21 protein-coding genes and 1 pseudogene are annotated in these 19,948 nt (G+C 37.4%); 4 read left to right on the top strand and 18 right to left on the bottom strand.

Features of this window, described 5'->3' with window-relative positions; translation table 11 throughout:
• Positions 1-3 precede the first annotated feature (3 nt).
• Genes J4G36_RS01095 through J4G36_RS01060 form a run of 8 tightly spaced genes read right to left on the bottom strand, consistent with a single transcriptional unit; the run spans position 4 to position 7,364 of the window.
• Positions 4-1,164, bottom strand: a complete 1,161-nt coding sequence (locus J4G36_RS01095) for an alanine racemase (protein ID WP_210467982.1) — start codon at positions 1,162-1,164, stop codon at positions 4-6.
• A gap of 24 nt (positions 1,165-1,188) precedes the next feature.
• The gene (locus J4G36_RS01090) at positions 1,189-2,325 is read right to left on the bottom strand and encodes an aminotransferase class V-fold PLP-dependent enzyme (protein ID WP_210467981.1); all 1,137 of its coding nucleotides are present in this window, start codon (positions 2,323-2,325) and stop codon (positions 1,189-1,191) included.
• A gap of 1 nt (position 2,326) precedes the next feature.
• On the bottom strand, positions 2,327-3,241 hold the full coding sequence (locus tag J4G36_RS01085) for a phosphotriesterase family protein (protein WP_210467980.1): 915 nt from the start codon (positions 3,239-3,241) through the stop codon (positions 2,327-2,329).
• Between the two features lie 41 nt (positions 3,242-3,282).
• On the bottom strand, positions 3,283-4,575 hold the full coding sequence (locus tag J4G36_RS01080; RefSeq protein WP_210467979.1) for a YhfT family protein: 1,293 nt from the start codon (positions 4,573-4,575) through the stop codon (positions 3,283-3,285).
• A gap of 28 nt (positions 4,576-4,603) precedes the next feature.
• Positions 4,604-4,963, bottom strand: a complete 360-nt coding sequence (locus J4G36_RS01075) for a DUF2620 domain-containing protein (protein WP_210467978.1) — start codon at positions 4,961-4,963, stop codon at positions 4,604-4,606.
• Positions 4,920-5,339 carry a PRD domain-containing protein gene (locus J4G36_RS01070; protein ID WP_210467977.1) on the bottom strand — a complete coding sequence of 140 codons (420 nt, stop codon included), beginning with the start codon at positions 5,337-5,339 and terminating at the stop codon, positions 4,920-4,922. Before J4G36_RS01070 ends, J4G36_RS01075 begins: the two co-directional genes overlap by 44 nt.
• A 23-nt stretch (positions 5,340-5,362) precedes the next feature.
• Positions 5,363-6,295: a GntR family transcriptional regulator YhfZ gene (yhfZ, locus tag J4G36_RS01065; protein ID WP_210467976.1), complete on the bottom strand. Its 933-nt coding sequence runs from the start codon at positions 6,293-6,295 to the stop codon at positions 5,363-5,365.
• Positions 6,296-6,332: 37 nt separating this feature from the next.
• Positions 6,333-7,364: an amidase gene (locus J4G36_RS01060; protein ID WP_210467975.1), complete on the bottom strand. Its 1,032-nt coding sequence runs from the start codon at positions 7,362-7,364 to the stop codon at positions 6,333-6,335.
• 151 nt (positions 7,365-7,515) lie between these two features.
• On the opposite strand from J4G36_RS01060, the gene J4G36_RS01055 reads away from it, so the two are divergent.
• Positions 7,516-8,799 (top strand): serine hydrolase, encoded by a 1,284-nt coding sequence (locus tag J4G36_RS01055; RefSeq protein WP_368668705.1) that lies wholly within the window; start codon positions 7,516-7,518, stop codon positions 8,797-8,799.
• Positions 8,800-9,028: 229 nt separating this feature from the next.
• On the opposite strand, the gene J4G36_RS18805 is transcribed toward J4G36_RS01055, so the two are convergent.
• Both J4G36_RS18805 and J4G36_RS01045 read right to left on the bottom strand, forming a co-directional pair.
• Entirely contained in the window at positions 9,029-9,127 is a 99-nt protein-coding gene (locus tag J4G36_RS18805; protein ID WP_368668758.1) for a hypothetical protein, read from the bottom strand.
• 848 nt (positions 9,128-9,975) lie between these two features.
• Entirely contained in the window at positions 9,976-11,463 is a 1,488-nt protein-coding gene (locus J4G36_RS01045) for an ATP-dependent nuclease (RefSeq protein ID WP_210467974.1), read from the bottom strand.
• Positions 11,464-11,841: 378 nt separating this feature from the next.
• On the opposite strand from J4G36_RS01045, the gene J4G36_RS01040 reads away from it, so the two are divergent.
• Positions 11,842-12,078 (top strand): hypothetical protein, encoded by a 237-nt coding sequence (locus tag J4G36_RS01040; RefSeq protein WP_210467973.1) that lies wholly within the window; start codon positions 11,842-11,844, stop codon positions 12,076-12,078.
• Here J4G36_RS01040 and J4G36_RS18800 read toward each other — a convergent pair.
• The 3 genes from J4G36_RS18800 to J4G36_RS01025 form a co-directional block, all read right to left on the bottom strand.
• A complete protein-coding gene (locus J4G36_RS18800; RefSeq protein WP_368668757.1) occupies positions 12,026-12,148 on the bottom strand; it encodes an SNF2-related protein in 123 nt (40 codons plus the stop codon). The two genes, J4G36_RS01040 and J4G36_RS18800, sit on opposite strands and share 53 nt — an antisense overlap.
• A gap of 139 nt (positions 12,149-12,287) precedes the next feature.
• Positions 12,288-12,596 carry a hypothetical protein gene (locus tag J4G36_RS01030; RefSeq protein ID WP_210467971.1) on the bottom strand — a complete coding sequence of 103 codons (309 nt, stop codon included), beginning with the start codon at positions 12,594-12,596 and terminating at the stop codon, positions 12,288-12,290.
• A 494-nt stretch (positions 12,597-13,090) separates the two neighbouring features.
• The gene (locus tag J4G36_RS01025) at positions 13,091-13,315 is read right to left on the bottom strand and encodes a hexameric tyrosine-coordinated heme protein (protein ID WP_210467970.1); all 225 of its coding nucleotides are present in this window, start codon (positions 13,313-13,315) and stop codon (positions 13,091-13,093) included.
• 151 nt (positions 13,316-13,466) lie between these two features.
• On the opposite strand from J4G36_RS01025, the gene J4G36_RS01020 reads away from it, so the two are divergent.
• On the top strand, positions 13,467-13,952 hold the full coding sequence (locus J4G36_RS01020) for a hypothetical protein (RefSeq protein WP_210467969.1): 486 nt from the start codon (positions 13,467-13,469) through the stop codon (positions 13,950-13,952).
• Positions 13,953-14,339: 387 nt separating this feature from the next.
• On the opposite strand, the gene J4G36_RS01015 is transcribed toward J4G36_RS01020, so the two are convergent.
• The 3 genes from J4G36_RS01015 to J4G36_RS01005 form a co-directional block, all read right to left on the bottom strand.
• Positions 14,340-14,981 carry a hypothetical protein gene (locus J4G36_RS01015; protein ID WP_210467968.1) on the bottom strand — a complete coding sequence of 214 codons (642 nt, stop codon included), beginning with the start codon at positions 14,979-14,981 and terminating at the stop codon, positions 14,340-14,342.
• A gap of 161 nt (positions 14,982-15,142) precedes the next feature.
• Positions 15,143-15,499, bottom strand: coding sequence for a hypothetical protein (locus J4G36_RS01010; RefSeq protein WP_210467967.1), 357 nt, complete (start codon positions 15,497-15,499; stop codon positions 15,143-15,145).
• Positions 15,500-15,988: 489 nt separating this feature from the next.
• Positions 15,989-17,371, bottom strand: coding sequence for a TcaA 3rd/4th domain-containing protein (locus tag J4G36_RS01005; RefSeq protein ID WP_210467966.1), 1,383 nt, complete (start codon positions 17,369-17,371; stop codon positions 15,989-15,991).
• 158 nt (positions 17,372-17,529) lie between these two features.
• Here J4G36_RS01005 and J4G36_RS01000 point away from each other — a divergent pair.
• Positions 17,530-17,904 (top strand): annotated as a pseudogene (locus J4G36_RS01000) (hypothetical protein); the annotation flags it as partial.
• Positions 17,905-18,051: 147 nt separating this feature from the next.
• On the opposite strand, the gene J4G36_RS00995 reads toward J4G36_RS01000, so the two are convergent.
• Both J4G36_RS00995 and J4G36_RS00990 read right to left on the bottom strand, forming a co-directional pair.
• The gene (locus J4G36_RS00995; protein ID WP_210467964.1) at positions 18,052-18,522 is read right to left on the bottom strand and encodes an RrF2 family transcriptional regulator; all 471 of its coding nucleotides are present in this window, start codon (positions 18,520-18,522) and stop codon (positions 18,052-18,054) included.
• 73 nt (positions 18,523-18,595) lie between these two features.
• On the bottom strand, positions 18,596-19,867 hold the full coding sequence (locus J4G36_RS00990; RefSeq protein ID WP_368668756.1) for an MATE family efflux transporter: 1,272 nt from the start codon (positions 19,865-19,867) through the stop codon (positions 18,596-18,598).
• Between the last annotated feature and the right edge of the window lie 81 nt (positions 19,868-19,948).

Below are 19,948 nucleotides of genomic sequence, written 5' to 3'. Positions count from 1 at the left end.
ATGTCACCACTTCCTTTCAAAATGTATCAATTTAGGTTGACCTTTTTGGATTCCCTCGACTAAAGCAACATGAGCCCGGGTGACAAAGATTTGTGTGCGAAAGGCAAATATCGCGGTGTCTCCAATCTCGATCGAAAAGTCATCCTGATGATTAATGAGTCCATAATAGTCGATGGAGTCGGGATTCAACTGTTCGGCCTTTGCATATTGATTGAAGATAGAATTTGGATCACTTCCGACTAAACAGCCCTCCATATTGGAGCGACCATAATAGCCACCCGCAATGACTTGATAGCTATCACGAACCTGATGCGACACTTCCGTTACATAAATAATCGCTGGTTTTTCCGGTAGATCTTTAAAGGCATGAAGTGGGGTTGTCCCTGTCAGCCCGTGACCCGGTTCACTATGCGTAATACCTTGCGCAGCTAAAAATGGAATCGTTTCACAACTTGTTCCGCTTGGCCCGTTGATTTGCTTAATTGCAATTCCTTTTTGAATCAAGACTTTTTTAGCTTCAAGTAACGTTGTTAAGTTATGGGTTGGTACCATTTCCGTCTTGGTAGCATTTAGTTGTAGATTAGGAAATGTTGTAAGCCCCACAATATCCACACCTGGAAGTTGCTGAATGCTATCGATTTCTTCAGCTAAATTTTGTAATAAGATACCGCCTTCTTGACCGGGATATAGCATATCTTGTTCATCATATACTTTCAGGATGATGTCTTGGCTAACGCCTAATCGTTCAGTTGCATTAGAAAGTTGTTTCGCTCGTTCATACGAAAAAATCGTGACCACTTCAGGTTTCCAGCTTAATACCTCTGCCCACTGATGTTTTCCAGGTTGAACTAAATGGCCAATATTCCCAATTGCTATTCCGTGATCAGCCAATATTTTTCCTTCATCAAAATCTACAGCCACAGCTTTTGTAATGCCTTCTTCCACAATGATTTTTGCTATCTCAGGAAAACGGCCTAATTGTTTTGACATTAAATATAATTCCATCATAGCTTGATCTGCAGTTTGAACTAATTTCCTTACATTTTCTCGCAAAATATCTACATCAATGATATAGGTGTTAGGCGGGATTTCCCCCGCCTGATGTAGCGTAACGCCCGTTTTAATTAATTCGGAATTTCTTCGTTTTGTAACGTCCAAAAACATGGAAGTAGCCTCCCGTACTCTATATTATGCGCGCGCTTCTTTTACTTGTTTAATGGCTTTATCTAGGATGTTTAATACGGTCGAAGCACCTGATTTCATCGGATTAATCCTAATTCCATATTCTTTCAACCTTGGTTGGGCCGCAAGAAATGTACCTGACACCCGATAAATCATTGGTAGGATTTCATATTTCGATTCCGCGCCAACGGGATGTGTCGCTGCACCTAATTCATTGCTTGCTTGAATCACCTGTTGCGCAATTGGCTCATCCAACTCAAGAATGACTACTTTTGACTGCGCATTGACCATATAGGCTGATTCGACACCAGCAATCTCGCCTTCATTTAATCGTTGGCAAACCTCTTGGACTTGTTCGTTTTGTATCGCAAGCATAACGGGTGCGAATGTCATCATCCGCAATAATTCCATCGCTTCGTAACCTTGAACTTGTCCACCACCAGAGTAATTTCGATGTTGTAATAATGAGATTGCTTCTTTTTTTCCTGCAATGACACCAATTCCCTCGGGTCCAAGCACCTTGAACCCAGAGAATGTAGAGTAATCCGCACCGTATTCGGCAGCAATTCCATATGCTTTCAAGGCGCAGTAATTGTCATCACTGACGATGGTGACATCCGGACGCACCATTTTGACTAAATGAATAACCACTTTAAGATCATACGTATCTGTCGGTTGTTGTCTCGCATGTTGAATGTAAAACACTTTACATGTCGTATCCTTTTTCAAGGTTTCTTCAACCGCAGCCAAATCATTGTAATCAACAGGCTTCGTTTCAATACCAAGTGAACGAAAGGTTTCTACCGTTGTTGAATAAACAGGTGCCTGATGAATAAACATCTTATCACCTGGTTCAACCAATGTACTTAAGATTGTACGGATGGCACCAGTACCTGCACCTCTCACTAAAGCCGCGCTTTCTGTACCAAAAAAGTCTGCTAAAGTTTCCTCAACTCGTTTTGTTTGCGCTGGTCGTTGTAATCCAGGAACGACGCCCAAATCACCAAGCGACAAAAATTGATCGCCGGTAAAATGCTTACGCATACAATCGACTAACTTAAATTGTAAATCCTGTGCCTCTTGAATACTCCTGGACGGAATAACTGATTCTGCATATTTTAACTTAGAGAAATCATAAGCCATATTACCGCTCCTTTATTGCTAATGCATTTGCTGGATTATGGATGAGAAAATCATCAATCATTTCATCTGTTACGCCATTTTGTTTTAATGCAGGTATAAAATCCCTTAAAACAAGGTCATAACCAGGTCCATCATGCTTTCGCCAATGAGATTTTCTCGTTAAATCTGCCGATAAGAGAATTTGCTGATGATATCCTCGTTCGATAAAGTCTAGTAAAAATGCAATGCGTTCTTCATCAGGTCTATAATTATTCTTTCCAATCGTGTCAAATCCGATATAAGCGCCGGATTGCAGCACCTCAAGCACTTCATCTTTATTGGCGTTTAAATCTTGGTGCCCAATAATAATTTGTTCTTTTGGGACACCTAGTTTAAACAACATATCGATTTGCTCAATTCCCATCGTTCCCAGGGTCGTATGGGTGGTCACAGTTACACCTGTTTTTAAAGCGGCCATGCCAGCACCGATGATTAATTCATTTTCTACCGGTTTAATTTCATTGTGACTTGTACCTACTTCACCAATGATTCCCGGAAAAATTCCCGTGTCCCCAATCCCATGTTCAATCTCACGGATGAAATGCGCGGCAAATTGATCACGGTCCCAACCTTGTGCAAATTCTGGGATAAATGGATCTTTATAAAAACCGGTACATGTGATGATATGAATGTTTGATTGTTCACTAAGACGTTTGAGCCGTTCAGTGTCACGACCCATACCTTCATTGGTTAACTCAATCATAGAGCGCCCACCAGCACGGTGAAAATGCGCTAATTCAGACGCCATGCCCGCTTCATCATCTAAAATTGTATCTGGATCATTTTTGATTCTTGATAAATCAATAGAAAGATGCTCATGAGCCGCACATATTCCTAAATCCTCTTTTTTAATTTTCCCTTGTACAGTTTGAATCATTATCATTCACTCCTAAGATGCGATTAAGACATAGACTGGTTTTATGATGGAATTGCCATAATGCCTAGCAACACTAAGATATTCGCGATAATTCCAACCGCAATCGCGCCAATTGGTCCAATTGCCATACGCACGATTGGACGTCCTGCTACTTCGTTCAATAGATAGAATCCTGCGATAAAGAAGAAACCAAATCCAGGTGCAATGAGGTTAGCTGCATTCGCACCACCGATTAATAAAGCAACTTCAAGAATTTTTGTCATCGCATTACGAATGTTATCACCAGAATTACGAACGCCAGGATATTTGTCTAGGAAACGTGCAATTGATCCTAACAGGATTACTTCTCCAAAGATAACGATGGCACCGACAATAACCGCAATCCATACATTTGGAGAGAAAAGACCCACAACAAAAATGAGTGTAAATCCAACTGGACTATAAACACCCGTTACAATGGCTGTACTTGCGATTAACGGGATAAAGCCAATGGCCCTAGCCGCTGCTGCAATCCCAGCATCATTCTTTTGCCCATCTGCAAGTAAGCTTAAAGATATCGGATCTCCTGCCATTAATAAGAGGTTCGTCGCACCCGCGATTAACGCACCAATGATCATGAAGAAAACAACATTTTTACGGATCGCTTTCACTTTATCACCAAAAACAGCTGCTAAATCAATTGTTGAACCATCAGTCGTTTTTTCTTTAATGGCATAAGTAAATAGGAAAATCATTCCAACAATTAACGCCATACCTTCTTGGTTTAACGTAATCGCATTGCCACCAATTGATAAAAAACCACCTGTATTCACAAACACAGCTAACTGACGAACAAGTGCCGCGACTACAAAGGTTAAAACACCTTTACGAATACTAAACTGCATCGCAACAGCAATTGCTGGAAAAGCCATAAATGTAACCACAACTGGGGTTCCAACTTCGCCCATGGCATCTAAGAAGTTAACAGGTAAGTGTTCAAATAATTTCACAAAGCCTTCCAACCCAGCTAACAAACCCCACCCGTACAGACCGCCGACAATGGCCGCAACTGTACTCCCCCACTTATTTTTTGGGGCAACTAAACCAATGATATCAGTACCTAGTAAAATACTATGCACTAAAATAATACTCGCCGTGATGGTAAAAGGAATCCCAAATCCAATTACCAATCCAAAACTCATAGCAAATGCAGTTAGACCTAAATCTCTCCGCTTTAAATTTCCTTGAACATGTTCAGAAACGATTGGACGTAACCCATCATTAAAGACAGCAATGTTTTGGTTAGCCAATACGGCTGCTACTGCACCTATTAAAACGATAAACAATGTTTCCATTTTTCCCACTCCCCCTGGTTGAATTTAGTTAGTTTTTGTTCTTAATGGCTCGTAAAATCATTGGAACAGCTTGATTTGCATGATCCCCTGTGAATCCAAATGCTTTTTTACCCTCATTAACTGCCTCGATCACTTTTTCTTCTACTGGCTGTTTTCCTGGCATCGATACGGTTTCACATTGATTTCGGCCAATGATGGCAATGGCCATCGCTAATGCACCGCCACCACCTGTATGACAAGCCCCTAAATAATAATCAACTTGTCCCGTTTTAAGTGCCATTGCAGCTTCGACATCAGATTTGATCGTCGTTTCAATCGATGGATCAAACTCCTTAATCATTCGTTCAATTTCTTTCTTTTCCATTTGTCCTCCAACAACAATTTTCATTCTGATTGCCTCCCTGGTTTATCGTAATGACATTTGTATAATGTAATAATAAAAAATCAATTTCTGCTTTTGGTATCGCTTCCTTCCAAACGCTCTCAATATAGTCAACTTGTTGTCTAGCGATTGGATAGTATTCGGATTGTTTAATTTCTACCAGCATTTCCGCTGACGGCCCTTCAACATCTTCACCTTGTGAAATTCTTGTGAGTGCTGTTGGTAAATGCGTAAACAACATTTCTGCTTGTGTCACATCGTCTACTTGTAGGCATTCGATTAGCTTATCAAAAGCCATGTTTGTTACTTCGTAAGCCCGTTCGTTAATGACATGTTGATCGCGTAATATTGTCAGTCTTGTTCGTAACTCATCTTTAGTCATAGCTGCCTCCCAAAAATTATGTCTTAATAATGCGGTATTTTTTCATGGTCAACAACCAACTGTTGAATCTGCTTTACTTCCTCTTTATCTAGTTGCGAAAAGTAATTGAAAACCTCTTCCCTTTGCTTTTCAATTAAGATAACCGATGTAGTCGCTTTCTTGGCAATCTCTCTTGCTTGTTGAGATTGAAAGTTAACTTGTTTAAATGCTTTTACAGATCGGCTTTCATCGGAATTCCAAACGGCCGCATCCAATGTGCCATTTTGTAGATTTTCAAATAGTTGCATATAGTTAATCGAGACAAGTTCGACGTCGATATCTTCACATTCAAGTAACGTAATTTTTAACTGGTCAAAAGAGGAGTAGTCAATGCCTACGCGCATGCCACGCTCGATTGCATTTTTCTTTGGATCGGCTAGAAACACCTTATGTGAGGATACATACGTGTTTGGGCCAAAATCCAAGGCGATCGTCAACTGATCATCATGCTTCATTTCTTCTTCGGCGGCTAATTGAGATAGCACTATGAAATCATATCTACGGGATTTTAACCCCTCTACTCGTTGCTTTGATCCACGCATGTATACGAGATTGATACCGTTCATTAATTGGTCTGAGACCTCGATTAATCCCGTAGCCAAACCTTCATATAAAGTCGAATATGGTAAAGGCATGGCGCCCATAAGATCTCCAACACCAGCAATCTCTTTTAACAAATGTAGATTTCTTTTAACGACAAACGTCCCCAAGTGACCACGTGACTCTAATTGAACGGCATGTAAACTTTCTAGCACTTTCAAAGCCCCTTGAACTGTGCCCCTTCCAATTGAAAGTTGGTTCTCAAAATCCTCTACACGTGGGATCCGTTCACCTTCATGAATGGGTATTAGCATTTCAGCAATTTGCTTAGCTGCTAGACCATTTTTCGAGAATAAAACTTCCCATATTCTGCTCATGTAGCAGCTCCTTTCTCACACCCCTGTTTTCTATCTCTTACGCTAAAAAGTAGCGTCGCCAAACTTCTGGGAGTTCAATGACTTGTTCAAACTTTTCAGCTAAGTGAATGGCCTTTGCACCATGTGATAAACCATTTTTTGCGACAATAACCAAGGCACTGGCTATATCAGTCGTTGGAATAGTTACCGCTGTTGCTTTACACATATTTGCAGCGCGTATTAAATATTTTCCGTGATCGTTGGTCAACTCTCTTCCCGCTTGACCAAACTGTTGCGGAATTGTCTCTCCATATCCGTAGACATCAACAGGTCCTTCACAAGTTAGGACAAAGTCTACTTCTTCAAAACAAGTTTGCAAGGTTACAATGGCGCGTTTTCGTTCATCAATTCCCGTCATATCCACTTCTTTAATTGTTACGTGTTTTAACTTAATTCGGTTGAGATAATTCATGATTACCGCATGCATATCTTGGCCATCTGGACGCATCACAGTTCCTTTTTGCGGAATGGCAATGGTTATTGGTTCGTCCTCATCTGTATCCAGTTCTCTTGCCAACATAATTTCAGTGATTTGTTTCAGCAAAGGTACACTTTTTCCAATCACCCCAATACTGCCCATAAATTGAATGCCATCAGTTGAGGTTTTATCTTCTTTGACATGTAAACCTAAACCCGCAGCCATAATCGATGGGAGTTGACAGCTAATCGCCGGAGCTAATACTGAGCCACCCCCATCCGTGCCAATTGCAAAATCAGTAATCCCTTTTAAAATATTGACTGGACCCCCACTTGTCGAACCAGTCATGACGCGATACGTTAAAGGATTTAATAAATCCGTATCAATCGCTCTTCCTTTATTGGCTGCTTTATCAGTCGTTAACCAACAAAATCGTTTGTGAGCACTAAGCCTGTTTAGGAAAAGGGCTGGAATCTGATCCGTATCTTTAATGCCGTAAAATAATACGCCCTCAGGAAGTTCTGTTTTATCGTTGATTTCAGCATTTATATCTATGACCGATCGACGAAGTTCCTTCTTTGCTAACTCAAGTCTTTTTTCTAATCGCGACAAGCTCACATCCCCCCTTACTATGTAACCTAATCCTATGGCTTGGATGTTTACAATATTCTGATTATACTTGTAATGAATCTACAGAATATGGTATATTGTAATTATAACGCTTACATTTAGAATTTTCAACTATAACTTAGGAGGAGAATGTGTGAGAAAACTAGTTTTCGGTACGATTATCCTATTCTTAATGACCGCTGTTATCTCATCACCGGTCAGTGCGAAACAATTAGGAGAAAAACTTAGTCAAGGTTCACCAAATGCAGTCGGGATGGATCAAAACAAACTGAATGAAATCGATCAAATTGTAGAAGATGCGATTCGTAATGGGGTTACACCAGGAGCTGTCGTCCTTGTTGCAAAGGACAATAAAATCGTCAAAGAAACCGCATATGGACATGCCCAACTCTATGATATGGGCAACAAACTACAGCAACCTGTAAAAATGACGAAAAAGACCATTTTTGATTTGGCATCGGTGACGAAAGTCATGGGGACAACACAAGGGATTATGAAACTGGCTTCTGAAGGGGTAATTGATATTCACGAACCGGTTGCGACATATATTCCCGAATTCGCGGAAAATGGAAAAGATGCAGTGAAAATTGCACATTTACTCACACATACATCTGGGTTAACACCTTGGGCACCGACCTTCTTACATGCAACCAATCCAGCAGAAGTACTCGATTATATCAATGAACTACCGCTCGAATATGAGACAGGCACCAATCGCAAATATAGTGATTTTAGCTATATGGCTCTTGGTTTTGTAATCGAGGCAGTTACTGGACAACGATTGGATGTCTATCTAGAAAACAATATTTACGAGCCTTTAAATATGAAAGATACAATGTTTAACCCGCTAGAAAAAACGAACAAAAAAATTGCGGCCACTTCATGGGGCAATCCATATGAATATAAAATGGTAGATGATCCGAACTTCGGTTATTACGTCGAGGAAGATGCGGATGACTTTAAGCATTGGAGAGAGTATACGTTAATCGGTGAAGTAAACGATGGAAATAGCTTTTATGCCAATCAAGGAGTTGCAGGACATGCCGGTCTGTTTTCAACTGCGCGCGATTTAGCCGTACTCGGTCAAACGATGCTGAACAAAGGCAGTTACGGAAAAGTTTCCTTATATAATGAAGCGATTGTCGATCAATTTACTTCCCCTCAACAATTCGGCCAAGGATACGGTTGGGAACTAAACCAAACCTGGTATATGGGCAATCTTCATTCTGGACAAGCATTTGGCCATACAGGTTTTACCGGAACACAAGTCATCTTTGACCCTGTCAACAATCTACAAATCATTGTATTAGCCAATAAACAAAATAACGGTCCTTTAGCAAGTGGTTCTTACTCAAGCACAGGACTTTTATCGAGAACGATTGCGAATACAGTTTATGAATCTATTATTAATGAATAAAATAGCGTTCGAAAAAAGCAGCACCATATTTTAGGTGCTGCTTTTTGGTGTCGGATTAATGGCAACTAACTAAATTTAAGTTATGGGGTCAGCCGTTTTGGAATCCATTTATTTCAGCGTAGCCATACTTCTCAACCGTAATTTTCTTATACTTCGTAAACTCTTCACGGATGGTTTGATCCGCCACGTTTGTTAACATCTGGTTTCGTTGGAATAATTTATTGATATTCTAATTTGATGGGAGTTTGCTGCCTTTCCTGCTATTTAACGAAGGCGTCGTCAAAACAAAATTCCAGAGGTTGTCACTATGTACAAAATTCCAGGGGATAAAATGAACCTGAAAATCATTTCTTAAATTTAAGTAAAAACTTATACGCCGAAGGATTGAATTGTAGTATTTTATCCTTTTTATTGAACCAAATATTAACCCGTCTGTATCTTTATATAATGCGCCCGTGTTTACTTGGTTTATTTATGAGCATAGCTATTCTTTTGGTTTTGGAGGTGAGGAGCGAGGAGGCTAAGCGAAAAACACCCATTTTAAAATAAGTGTTTTATTGCTATAACATAGATGTAGATTTGAATGCGTTAAATTCTGGCTAAGTATATTTATTATAAGTGTAAAGTATTGAATTTCCTGAAATGAGTGTAACAACCCAGAACTCCTTATCAGAAGCAACTGATTGTTGTGACTCACTTTTATTTTAAATTATTCATTTTAAACTTATTTTGAAATAAGTGTAAGTGGGTAAATGTAATACGAAATTTGATAAGAGGAGAAAATGATATAACTAATTTAAATAACTATATGAAACTAAAGGGGTTCATGACGGTTAAATCATATGTTGCGAAGGTTATTACGTTTGCTATGAGCTGAAGTTATATTGATATCAATATAAATCCAATTGATCTGGTTGAAATTCCAATCGATAAAAAAGTATCACATTTGATGAGTTAATTTATGAAAACTTCTATACAAAGGAACAGCTAATCGAGTTCCTAGATTGTCATAAACAAGAAAAGAATTTACGACTCCATGTTTTCTCTTTCATTTACTTGCGTATTCTGATATGCGAAAGAGTGAGGGTGAGGGTCTGGCACTTATGTGGAGGGGTATGAACTTTGCAACTGGCGAGATACGTATCAATAAAGCCGTTGCCCGCGGCGAAGAGAAACTTAATCAGTACCCTCGATATCTGCAACGTTCATGTTATTTGCGATTTTTCTATTGTTCTTCTTAGGATTTATCCCTATTTGATCTTCCAATTTTATAGTAGTGTCTATTGTACTAATATCTTGACTTATTTGTCCTTTAAAAACCTTTCTTAATGCTTCAATCGTAAAGTAGTTCTCAATAGCATATCTCTTTAATCTATGTACTGGTATATTATTATCAGTACAATTGTCAACAAAACGCTGCCTAATAACCCCACTTCCTGGATCCAAATCAATTAAGCCAATAATTTTATAGGATTCACTAAATACCGTAAGATCATGTTGATCCATGATGTCTCCTCCTAATGGCCATATTTTAATATTATAGTTTTGCATTAAATCAAACTTATATAAAAACTCTTCAATTACCGGCTTATCTGTTGGACCCTCGCAGAGGATAATTAAATCAGAAGTTAAATTATCTGAAACAGAGAATCCTAAATCATTAAGCAACCCACTTCTACTTGTTGCATCAACAATATTTATCTGATTATCAAAAGTAACATGAAATATTTTATTTACGAAAGTACTATCTAAAAATATATTGGAATGTGTAGTAATAAAAAACTGTTTACTACTTTCCCTTAAGGTATGTAATAACTTCCTTTGTAAATCTGGATGTAAATGCGTTTCTACTTCATCAATAAGAATGACATTACTATTGTCAATGCTATTTGCAAAGTACAAAATTATTAACAAATCACGTAATCCTAAACCATATTTTTCGGCATTAAGCCAATCTCCAGATGGATTAGTAAACATTAGGTTTAGAGTTCCATCACCATTTTGAATAATATCAAAATCAAACCCATCACAAATAAATTTAAATTGGTCTTTCATTCTAAGATATGCTATTAATTCTGGCGTACCTGCTAATTGATTTTTCATAAAAAAGACTTTCGATACAATTCCCTCACCAGTTGGTTTAATCTCATTTTGTTGAGTACTATAATTTACTCTCGGTTCTATAAACCTATTTGCAGGAATAGAAATTATATTATCTGGTTCTAAATAAGGGAAAATGTCATATTGTCCAATAATTTCTTGTATAACTTTATATATAGTTTCATATAGTCCTTCTTCTTTATTTTCAATAAATACTTGTTGCGTTAGTATAAGCAAATCATCAATAAAATAAAAAGGTTTATTATATTCCTCTAGTATTAAATAAAGAGAAGAGTAATATTCTTCTAATAAATTATCACTCCAATAATCTTCGTCTTGTAACTCCTCTCTTGCTTTAGTATTAACTTTAACAAAAAAAGACCATACTTCATCAAAAGAATATTCTTCCCCCAACATAAATTTCTCAGATCCACCCGATAAAGTATTTAAAATTGTGGTTTTACCTGCGTTATTTTTACCACAAAAGATATTTATTTTGCTAAGATTAAGCAATTCTACATTTCGAATATGATCACGATTAATTATCTTTAATGAATTTATCATAATAAAAATCATCTCCTCAACTCTATCTCAAACTAACTTTTTCAAGGCTATATAAACTCATTAGTTTGAGAAGTAGATAGTTTTATAGTCGTGTATAGAGTTTAGCACAATTATCCATTGAATAATTTTGTATAAATTTTATAAATTGTTGATGTATAGTATGGGGTCATTCCGGCCACACTCTAGTATTTATATTGGTCAAGCTTCTTCTTTCTCGAACTCAACGAGTTCGACCACACTGATGTCTCTTTAACCGTCATTTGAACGTAACCGCATCAATGATAGGACAGTATAGGGAAGCGAACGTTCCAAGTCACAGGAAAAACATATGAGAAGACTACGGGAAGCAAGGTTTAAAGAGTAGAAAACAGATTAAGTGTGAATGATATAGTAAAATTGAATGGCGATCTTCATTCAACTACATACGCGGATTATGCATTGTTCATGAGCGGGACACCGCTTGAAAATCGTTTGGAAGAAATGAAGCAGTTAATCGCGGTATTGCAACCTGATATTACGGAGTTATTGTCAAAGGAGTTGCATCTACTGCATCCGACAGAATTCAGAAAAACTGTTTCCAGTTCGCCAACACGCTTAAAGGACAAACAACGATAGAATACCTCTCATCATTTTGGAATAAATGATTGATCAGCGCCAATGCTTGAATCGTTTTCCCAAGTCCCATTTCATCCCCAAGTAAAGTCCGTTTATAATGCGAGGCATATTTCGCTTCGAATTTTTGAAAATGGCGTAAATCTAAATTCAACCCAGTCGTATCTAAAGGTATCGCTTGGATTTCCTCGATAATTTCATTCGAAAAATCTTCAGCTATCGCAGTAGCATCGAAACCAATTACTTTTTTCGATTTCAGTATAATAGGCAGCGTTTTTTTCGATAAAATGCTTCTTGAGTTGTTCAGGCCCCACTGAAAATTGATGTATATGTATGAGCTTCTTTTTCGCTTTATGTAAAGTTGAATGATATGTTTCCTGATTTAATGTTTTAAACGCAAGTTCCACTTGCTTTTTCTCAGCTTTTAATTGGAATAGTCCTCCTAAAAAACCTCTTTTCCTTTTCGCGAGTTCAATTTCGGTTCCAATCTGGTGACTTAATGTTACCAACGCTTTTTTCAAAGCTCGGACCGCGTCAGTAAGCTCCCATTTCCGATAAATGCTTTTCCAACAGTGCTAAAACATCAATTGATAATTGATCATAATTTCATTGAAGTGGTCTTCTGTAAAACGTTCAACTTTTCTTTGAATTCCTTTCAATTCTCGCTCATATCGCAGGATATCTCTTTTTGTTTAAATCATTCTACTCCTTCCTTTCGCTTCATCTCTTCATCGTGCTTAGTACCTGATTTAATTAAACCTTTCCCCTATGGTATTACTATGTCCATTTCTTAAGCCTGTTGTAACACAACATTGATAATTCAAAAAAATTGATCGTAATTATTTATAAGCAACACTAAAAAGATGCTTGAGGGAATTTCCAATTACTGTTCGTATCCATAACAATTTTGAAAAACATAATATTAACTTATGCTAGTTTGATTCTACTGCAGATAAATTTATTATTAAGTATAAAAAAAGAACAGCCTATATCTAAGCCATTCTTCATCCAACCACTATTTCCAATAATCATTCGCAGCAGCAACGGTTTGATAATGTGTTGCGATCACTTGTGATGACTGCGTTAGGCTATCGGCATTATTTGCGTACGCGTCTCTTAGCTGATTTCTAATTTCTGCGGAAGGTTGCGTGTAGGCGACACCTTTTCGTGCAAGTTGAATCGCGAGTTCGAATCCTTGTTGAGGTGTATCTGTTTGTAGACTCGTTAACCAATCGGACATGGTATCCCTCCTCTAATGACTCTCTTTAAATATAGAGTATTTTCCGACACTTATCAATGATGGCAACTTCCTATGAATACTAACACTCCCCCTTCATCTCGCATAACCTACATGAGGTATAATATTCATTATCATAGGAGGCATTAACAAGATGAACTTTCAATCTTTCAGCGGTACGGTAACGATGATCACTGATTTTCCAACCACTCCAAATGATGTAGGGGGTTGTTATCAATTATTTTCTGTTGAAGATGAGCGTGGGGATATGGTGAATTTCGTCGTCGCACCCGATACTTATTTTGTGGATCATCGGGTCGTGCGGGTGGGTGACCGGGTGACGGGATTTTACGATATAGATGTACCCGTTCCGATGATTTACCCGCCACAATATGCAGCAGTCGTGATGGCGAAAGATGCACCTGGTCAAAATGTGACTGTGGACTTTTTCAATCGTCAGTTGGTTAATAGTGATGGTGATCTAAGATTAAATATTTCACGGGAGACTAAGATTTTATTGGAAAACGGGCAAGTTTTTAACCGGAACCCTGCCAATCGCTTTTTAATCGTGGTTTTCGGAGCGACGACGCGCAGTATTCCAGCGCAGACAACGCCTTCTCAAATTATTGTTTTGTGCTAGATTTCATTCACAAAAAAAGCCTGGTTTCTCTTTGATAAAAGGGAAATCAGGCTTTTGTTGTTCCACAATCGCGCTCATTTATTGAGATAGTGTTTATTCATCTGAATCCCAATGTTCACTACCTACAGCAAAGTCAGCAAACTCGTCTATTTTCCTTTATCATTTTAATTAAATTAGTCTTCTTGAGATTAGATTTAGCGTACCTGTGTGACAAACAATCATGATTGTTTAAACTTTCACGATAGTTTCATGCACAGGTACGCGAATTTACGTTCGCATAAAAACTCCTTTATATTTACTTTAATTTACTGATTAAATATTATTTCTTCATAAAAAAGGTTTCTACAACAGATATTTCTGTTGTAGAAACCTTTTTTTGTACATCAACTACTCATCATAGACAGAAGTTCTCTTGAATTCTTCACCAGTTTTATCATCGACCAAAACTACTTGGAAATCAAAGTCTGCTTCACTTACACCATTCATCATTTGAAACATACTTGCATATAACGCAAAATCCATTAATACTAAGCCATTCATATATTCATCATATAGGTCTTGATTGATGCTTACAGTTAGTTCCGTTACATCTTCATTCATCGCAATCTCCGTTATCGATTCGATTTCCATCATTTCTACCATACCTTGAAGATCCGAATCAATATCATCTCTTAACTCTTGAAGATATGACACATGCCGTTCTTTTGACATCTTGATGGTATATGAACCGTCATCATTCGCGGTAACATCATCCATACCTTCCGCGTTCAAGTTAGCAATTACCTCATCTGAATCCATACCTTCGTAAAAAGATGCTGGAAAAATGATTTCAACAATGGAGGAATCTTCATTGTCTTTCTCATCTTTTTCAGTTGAATCGGATTCACTCTCCTCGTTTTCCTTAACTTCAGATTTTTCTTTTGTAATTTCTTGTGCTTCCACCTCTTTTTCATCGCCATCGTTTAATTTAACACCACAAGCTGACAACGCTAATATTGCGATTAGCAGTAACATTGAAAACTTTTTCATTTCCTATCTCTCCTTATTTTGATGTTCAAGACTAAGACCCTACCAACAATAATAAATACCAAAAGAAACGCTTAGTATTTATTCACAACCTTAGCTACCACCTTAAATAGCATGTTCCTTTCTTGCCATATAGTACGATGCTCCACCTAATAGTATAAGCATTAATCCCACCAACAGGATTGCGTGAAGAGATGTCGCTGTTTGTTGGAGTCATCGTTAAATTTAGTGACAACAGCAATATCCTTTGAGTCTTCTCTTTCTCTTACTTTTATATTTTCAGCTTCGACTTTTACTTCTTTTTCTTTAGCTTCTTCTATTATTTCTCCATCTTCGTCTTTCTCTACACCTTCATTTTCATCGCCACTACCTTCGTCATCGAAATCAACGACATTTACCCAGTAATTCAGTTTGTGATTTTGAGAATTCGTAATGCCATCCTTTAAAACAAATTCCCCACTGAAAATATATGGACCTACTTTATTTTTCTCATAAGCAGGCTCACTCGTTTTCTTCTGCATAAACCTGCCCCGTTGCTCCGTATGGACTGAACATTAATGCCATGCAAAATAAAATAAGCAAATTCTTATGCAATGGTTTACGCAATTTCTAACGATTTGAATTCAGAGCTAATTCTCCCTTCAATATTTTCTATTCAGGGATATGGGGTTGTTACGCCACTACATCTCCCTTTCCAAATAAGTGTACTCATCAAAGGTTAAGATGAGGTTAAATATTTAAAGAGTCAGTCTTTTACTTTCAGCTACACGATGACCGATAGTTTGACTTCTGCTATGCTATTTAGAAGATCACTAGATGGAGGTGAATCGATTTGAATTTAATTATGATTGTTTTACCTGTTTTCTTCATTTTTTTCATTGGCTTTTTAGGTCAAAAATTAATCGGTTTTGATATTAAATCAATTTCTACTGCTGCACTTTATTTAATGTCACTGTGCAAGGTTGAATTATGGCAACACATCAATTTCATAAGTAGTTAGACTACTTTTTCTACTCAACATTTGTCTTAACAAGCTGTTCGCCTGTTAGCTCTAACTCATCATTCCAAGCCTTTAAGTTTATTGTTTGTGCGGCAATAATCCACTGATCGTCTTCTTTTTTCAAATGAATAATTGGTTCTATATAATTTATGGTGTCTTTTGTAAGGCTTGATACGTCAGAGCCTTCTGGTATATAGAAGAAATTTGTCTTAAGCATAACTTTTAGGACTAATAGATCCTCACTTGTTTCTTCATCTATCGGATTTTCAGCATGTGAAAAGTCAATTATCGATTCTAGTAACCCTCCCTTATAGTGACCAACAAACCATGCCCCCGTCCCATATGGAAAACTTGATACAGTTAATTCACCTTTTTCCACTTGAGTTAAAATTTCAAAATCTGAGTCATACCCCGCTTTTGCCTCGTCCGTCGCCACAGCATCATCGAGATAACTAGGCTCATTTTCGGCAAGGCCTTTTAATAATTTTTCATTAAAACCCGTAATAATTTGAGCAATCTCTTTTTTACCCTCTTCATCGGTAAAAATATAGGGTGTTAAATCAACTCCATTAACTACCGAAAAGTCGCTGTTGTTATAGTTTTCCTGACCGATCATATCTTTTGTATATTCAAGTTCCTCACTTACTAATTTCCCCCACGAAAACTCATTTTCGGCTCGAAGGATCAATCCATCCACAAGCGGTTGAATACTGACTCCATCTTTTTCGCCGATATCCTGATTTATTTTGCTGTCATTAATATATAAATTTGTGTTCGGTTGACTAGAGAAGAATGTATCCGCCTCTCCCTTTAAATCCAATTCAATTTCCATGTTGAAATCCTTATCGTCAAACAATGCAACATCAGTAGTATCATCTAATGTCACATACCCATAGTCCGCGTGACCCTTTAAATTATATTGACCAGGACCAAACAAGCCGACGACTATATTTTCATCACTACCATCTTCTTTTCTAATCGCTTCATCCTCTCGAATAGAGACAAGTAATTCCTTAAATTTAACAAAACTTCCTTTATCCAATGAAACCTCATATGTTCTAACAGCTAACTTTTTTTCGTCATTGAAATAAAATAGACCTGTTTCATTTACAGGATTTTTCTTTTCTTTTAACGCATCTTTTTGACCATGAAGCAAACTCAACTGTTCTTCATAGGCTGATGTATTTTCAGAAAAATAATCAATTACATCTTCCGCTTCTTTCTCTGACCAATAAACCCCTTCCTCTATGCTGACTAACTTGAATAATTCCTCAACATCCTTTTCCGCAACAATATCTTCAAACTTTACTAAGGTTTTCGCCGGCGAATTTGTACACCCAGTAATGATAAATGCCGATAAAAGCAATAGTATTGTAAGAAATTTGTTCATCATGTCACCTCTCCCTTCTATTTAATTGACTGAAATACTAACCTTTAAATATCCTTACTTATTTACTAACAGTACAAGTTGAAGGTTTAGATTAGGTTAAGACTAGGTTTATATTAAAATGATTCACCACTTTGGATAAAAATCCACAAAAAAAGTGCCAGTCACTGGTGAATTTCGTCATCGCACCGGATACGTATTTTGTGGATCATCGGGTCGTGCGGGTGGGTGACCGGGTGACGGGATTTTACGATATAGATGTACCCGTTCCGATGATTTATCCGCCACAATATCAAGCCGTTGTGATGGCGAAAGATGCATCTGGTCAAAATGTGGATGTGGACTTTTTTAATTATCAGTTGGTAAATAGTGCTGGTGATCTAAGATTAAATATTTCACGAGACACTAAGATTTTATTGGAAAACGGGCAGGTCTTTAATCGGAATCCTGCTAATCGTTATCTAATCGTGGTTTTCGGAGCGACGACGCGAAGTATCCCAGCGCAGACGACACCTTCCCAAATTATTGTTATGTGCTAGATTTCATTCACAAAAAAAGCCTGGTTTCTCTTTTATATAAAAGGGAAATCAGGCTTTTGTTGTTCCACTATCGGGCCGTTTGTTGAACTAGGAAAAGGATTAGCTGTATAGGATTTAACCATAACTAGAAATAACACCGTTCACGTATTACGTATTACGGTCTTTTTTAGCCTTTTCTAAAATAGATTGTATGGTTTGATTCTCCAAAAATTGTTGTAAGACACCTTCCGCATTGTCCATGACCTCTTTAATTCTACAAACACGTTGATTTTCTTCTTGATTCATTAATTGGCCATTGCTTTCATCAGTCAATGACGTATGTTGTCTAGAATCTGAATTAGAACAATTAAACATGTCTTGTCTACCTTCAGTGGACAAAATAACATCCAAAAATGTGATATGACTAGCTGAACGTGATAATTCATATCCACCTTTTACACCAGGGACAGCCCTTATGATTCCATCTTTCCGTAACTGCGTCATAATTTTCGACAAATAACTCTCCGATACGTCTAGCTTATTGGCTAATTCCTTAATACCTATTTTGTCTTCGCTCTCTGAATTAGCCAAATATACTAAGGCGTGTAGCGCATAATCAGTGCTTTTCGCAAATTGCATGCTTTCAACCCCATTTATTATATTATATTAAAGTCTATCCATAATATCTATAATACACAAATGAAAACCCGCTTTATTCGTTTATGCCTTTAACTAGGATTGTAACTCTATCCCGATAAAGCATATAACTTGCTAGAATAAATGTTAATAAATCAGCGATAGGGAATGCAATAAACACCCCGTACACACCGAAATAAATAGGTAAAATTATCACTAACGGTACCAAGAAAAACACTTGTCTGGATAGAGAAAGAATCAAAGCTTGTTTAGGTTTCCCTAAAGCCTGATAAATACCTCCAGCAATAATTTGTACGCCAACAACAAAATAAAGAGAAAAAATGATTTTCATTGCATTTGACCCGATTTTTATAAATTCTGGATCACTTGTGAAAATACTCATGGCATACTCGGGGAATAATTGAACGAGAAGAACGACGACTATAGAAGTAAACACAACATATCTAAATGATAACCATATCGTCTTTCTCATTCTTTCATATAGTTGTGCACCGTAGTTGTACCCTACAATTGGTAACATCCCTTGCATGACCCCATTAATAGGTATGATAGCAAAGGCAATGACGCGTTGTGCGACACCATAGGCTGCCAAATGCATATCTCCTCCGTATTTTATCAACATCGTGTTGATCAATATCGCGATTATGCTAAATGATGCAGTGTGCATAAATGTTGGAAACCCAATAGCGACAATCTCTTTTATAGTAGAAACCTTCATTCTTATATTTTGAAGAAGAATTGTAAGAGCGCTATAACCTTTATGATAATAGATCAAAATGATTATACTCATTATCCCTTGTGAGATTACGGTTGCTATACCAGCACCCATAACGCCTAACCCAAAACCAAAATCGAATATAAGGATAGGATCAATAATAATGTTAATGATTGCAGGGATAATCGTTGCATACATGGCAAATTTCGCATTTCCCTCTGCCCGTATCACAATATTTGTGGCCATTGAGAAACTAACAAAAACGAAACCTAATAGGATTGGTAACATATAAGCAGAAGCATAACCAATAATATTTTCTGTTGCCCCAAATAATATCAAAAGATGATCCAATAAGAAAATACCAACGAGTATACTTACTACACTAATGAGTAGGATTAAAAATATAAAAGTCCCGAAAATCTTGTTGGATTCGTCAATTCGTTCTTCTCCTAACCGTCTAGCGATTACCGAAGCCGTCCCCACGCCTACAGATGCTGCTAATGTCATAACAATCATCATCACAGGGAAAGAAACAGTTAATCCTGCAACGGCATCGACCCCTTCTGCAAGTGAAATGTAGAACATATCAACGAGATTATATAGCGCTAGAATTCAGCTTTTCTTTTGTACTCATTTTAATACTCCTTTTTTACAATAAAAGATAAAACTAGTTGTTAAGTTTGATCTTAACAA

This window comes from Sporosarcina sp. 6E9 (genome assembly GCF_017921835.1).
In the GTDB taxonomy this organism is placed as follows: Bacteria; Bacillota; Bacilli; order Bacillales_A; family Planococcaceae; genus Sporosarcina.
Note: the sequence above shows the minus strand (reverse complement) of the source record. Positions and strands in the feature narration are given on the sequence as shown.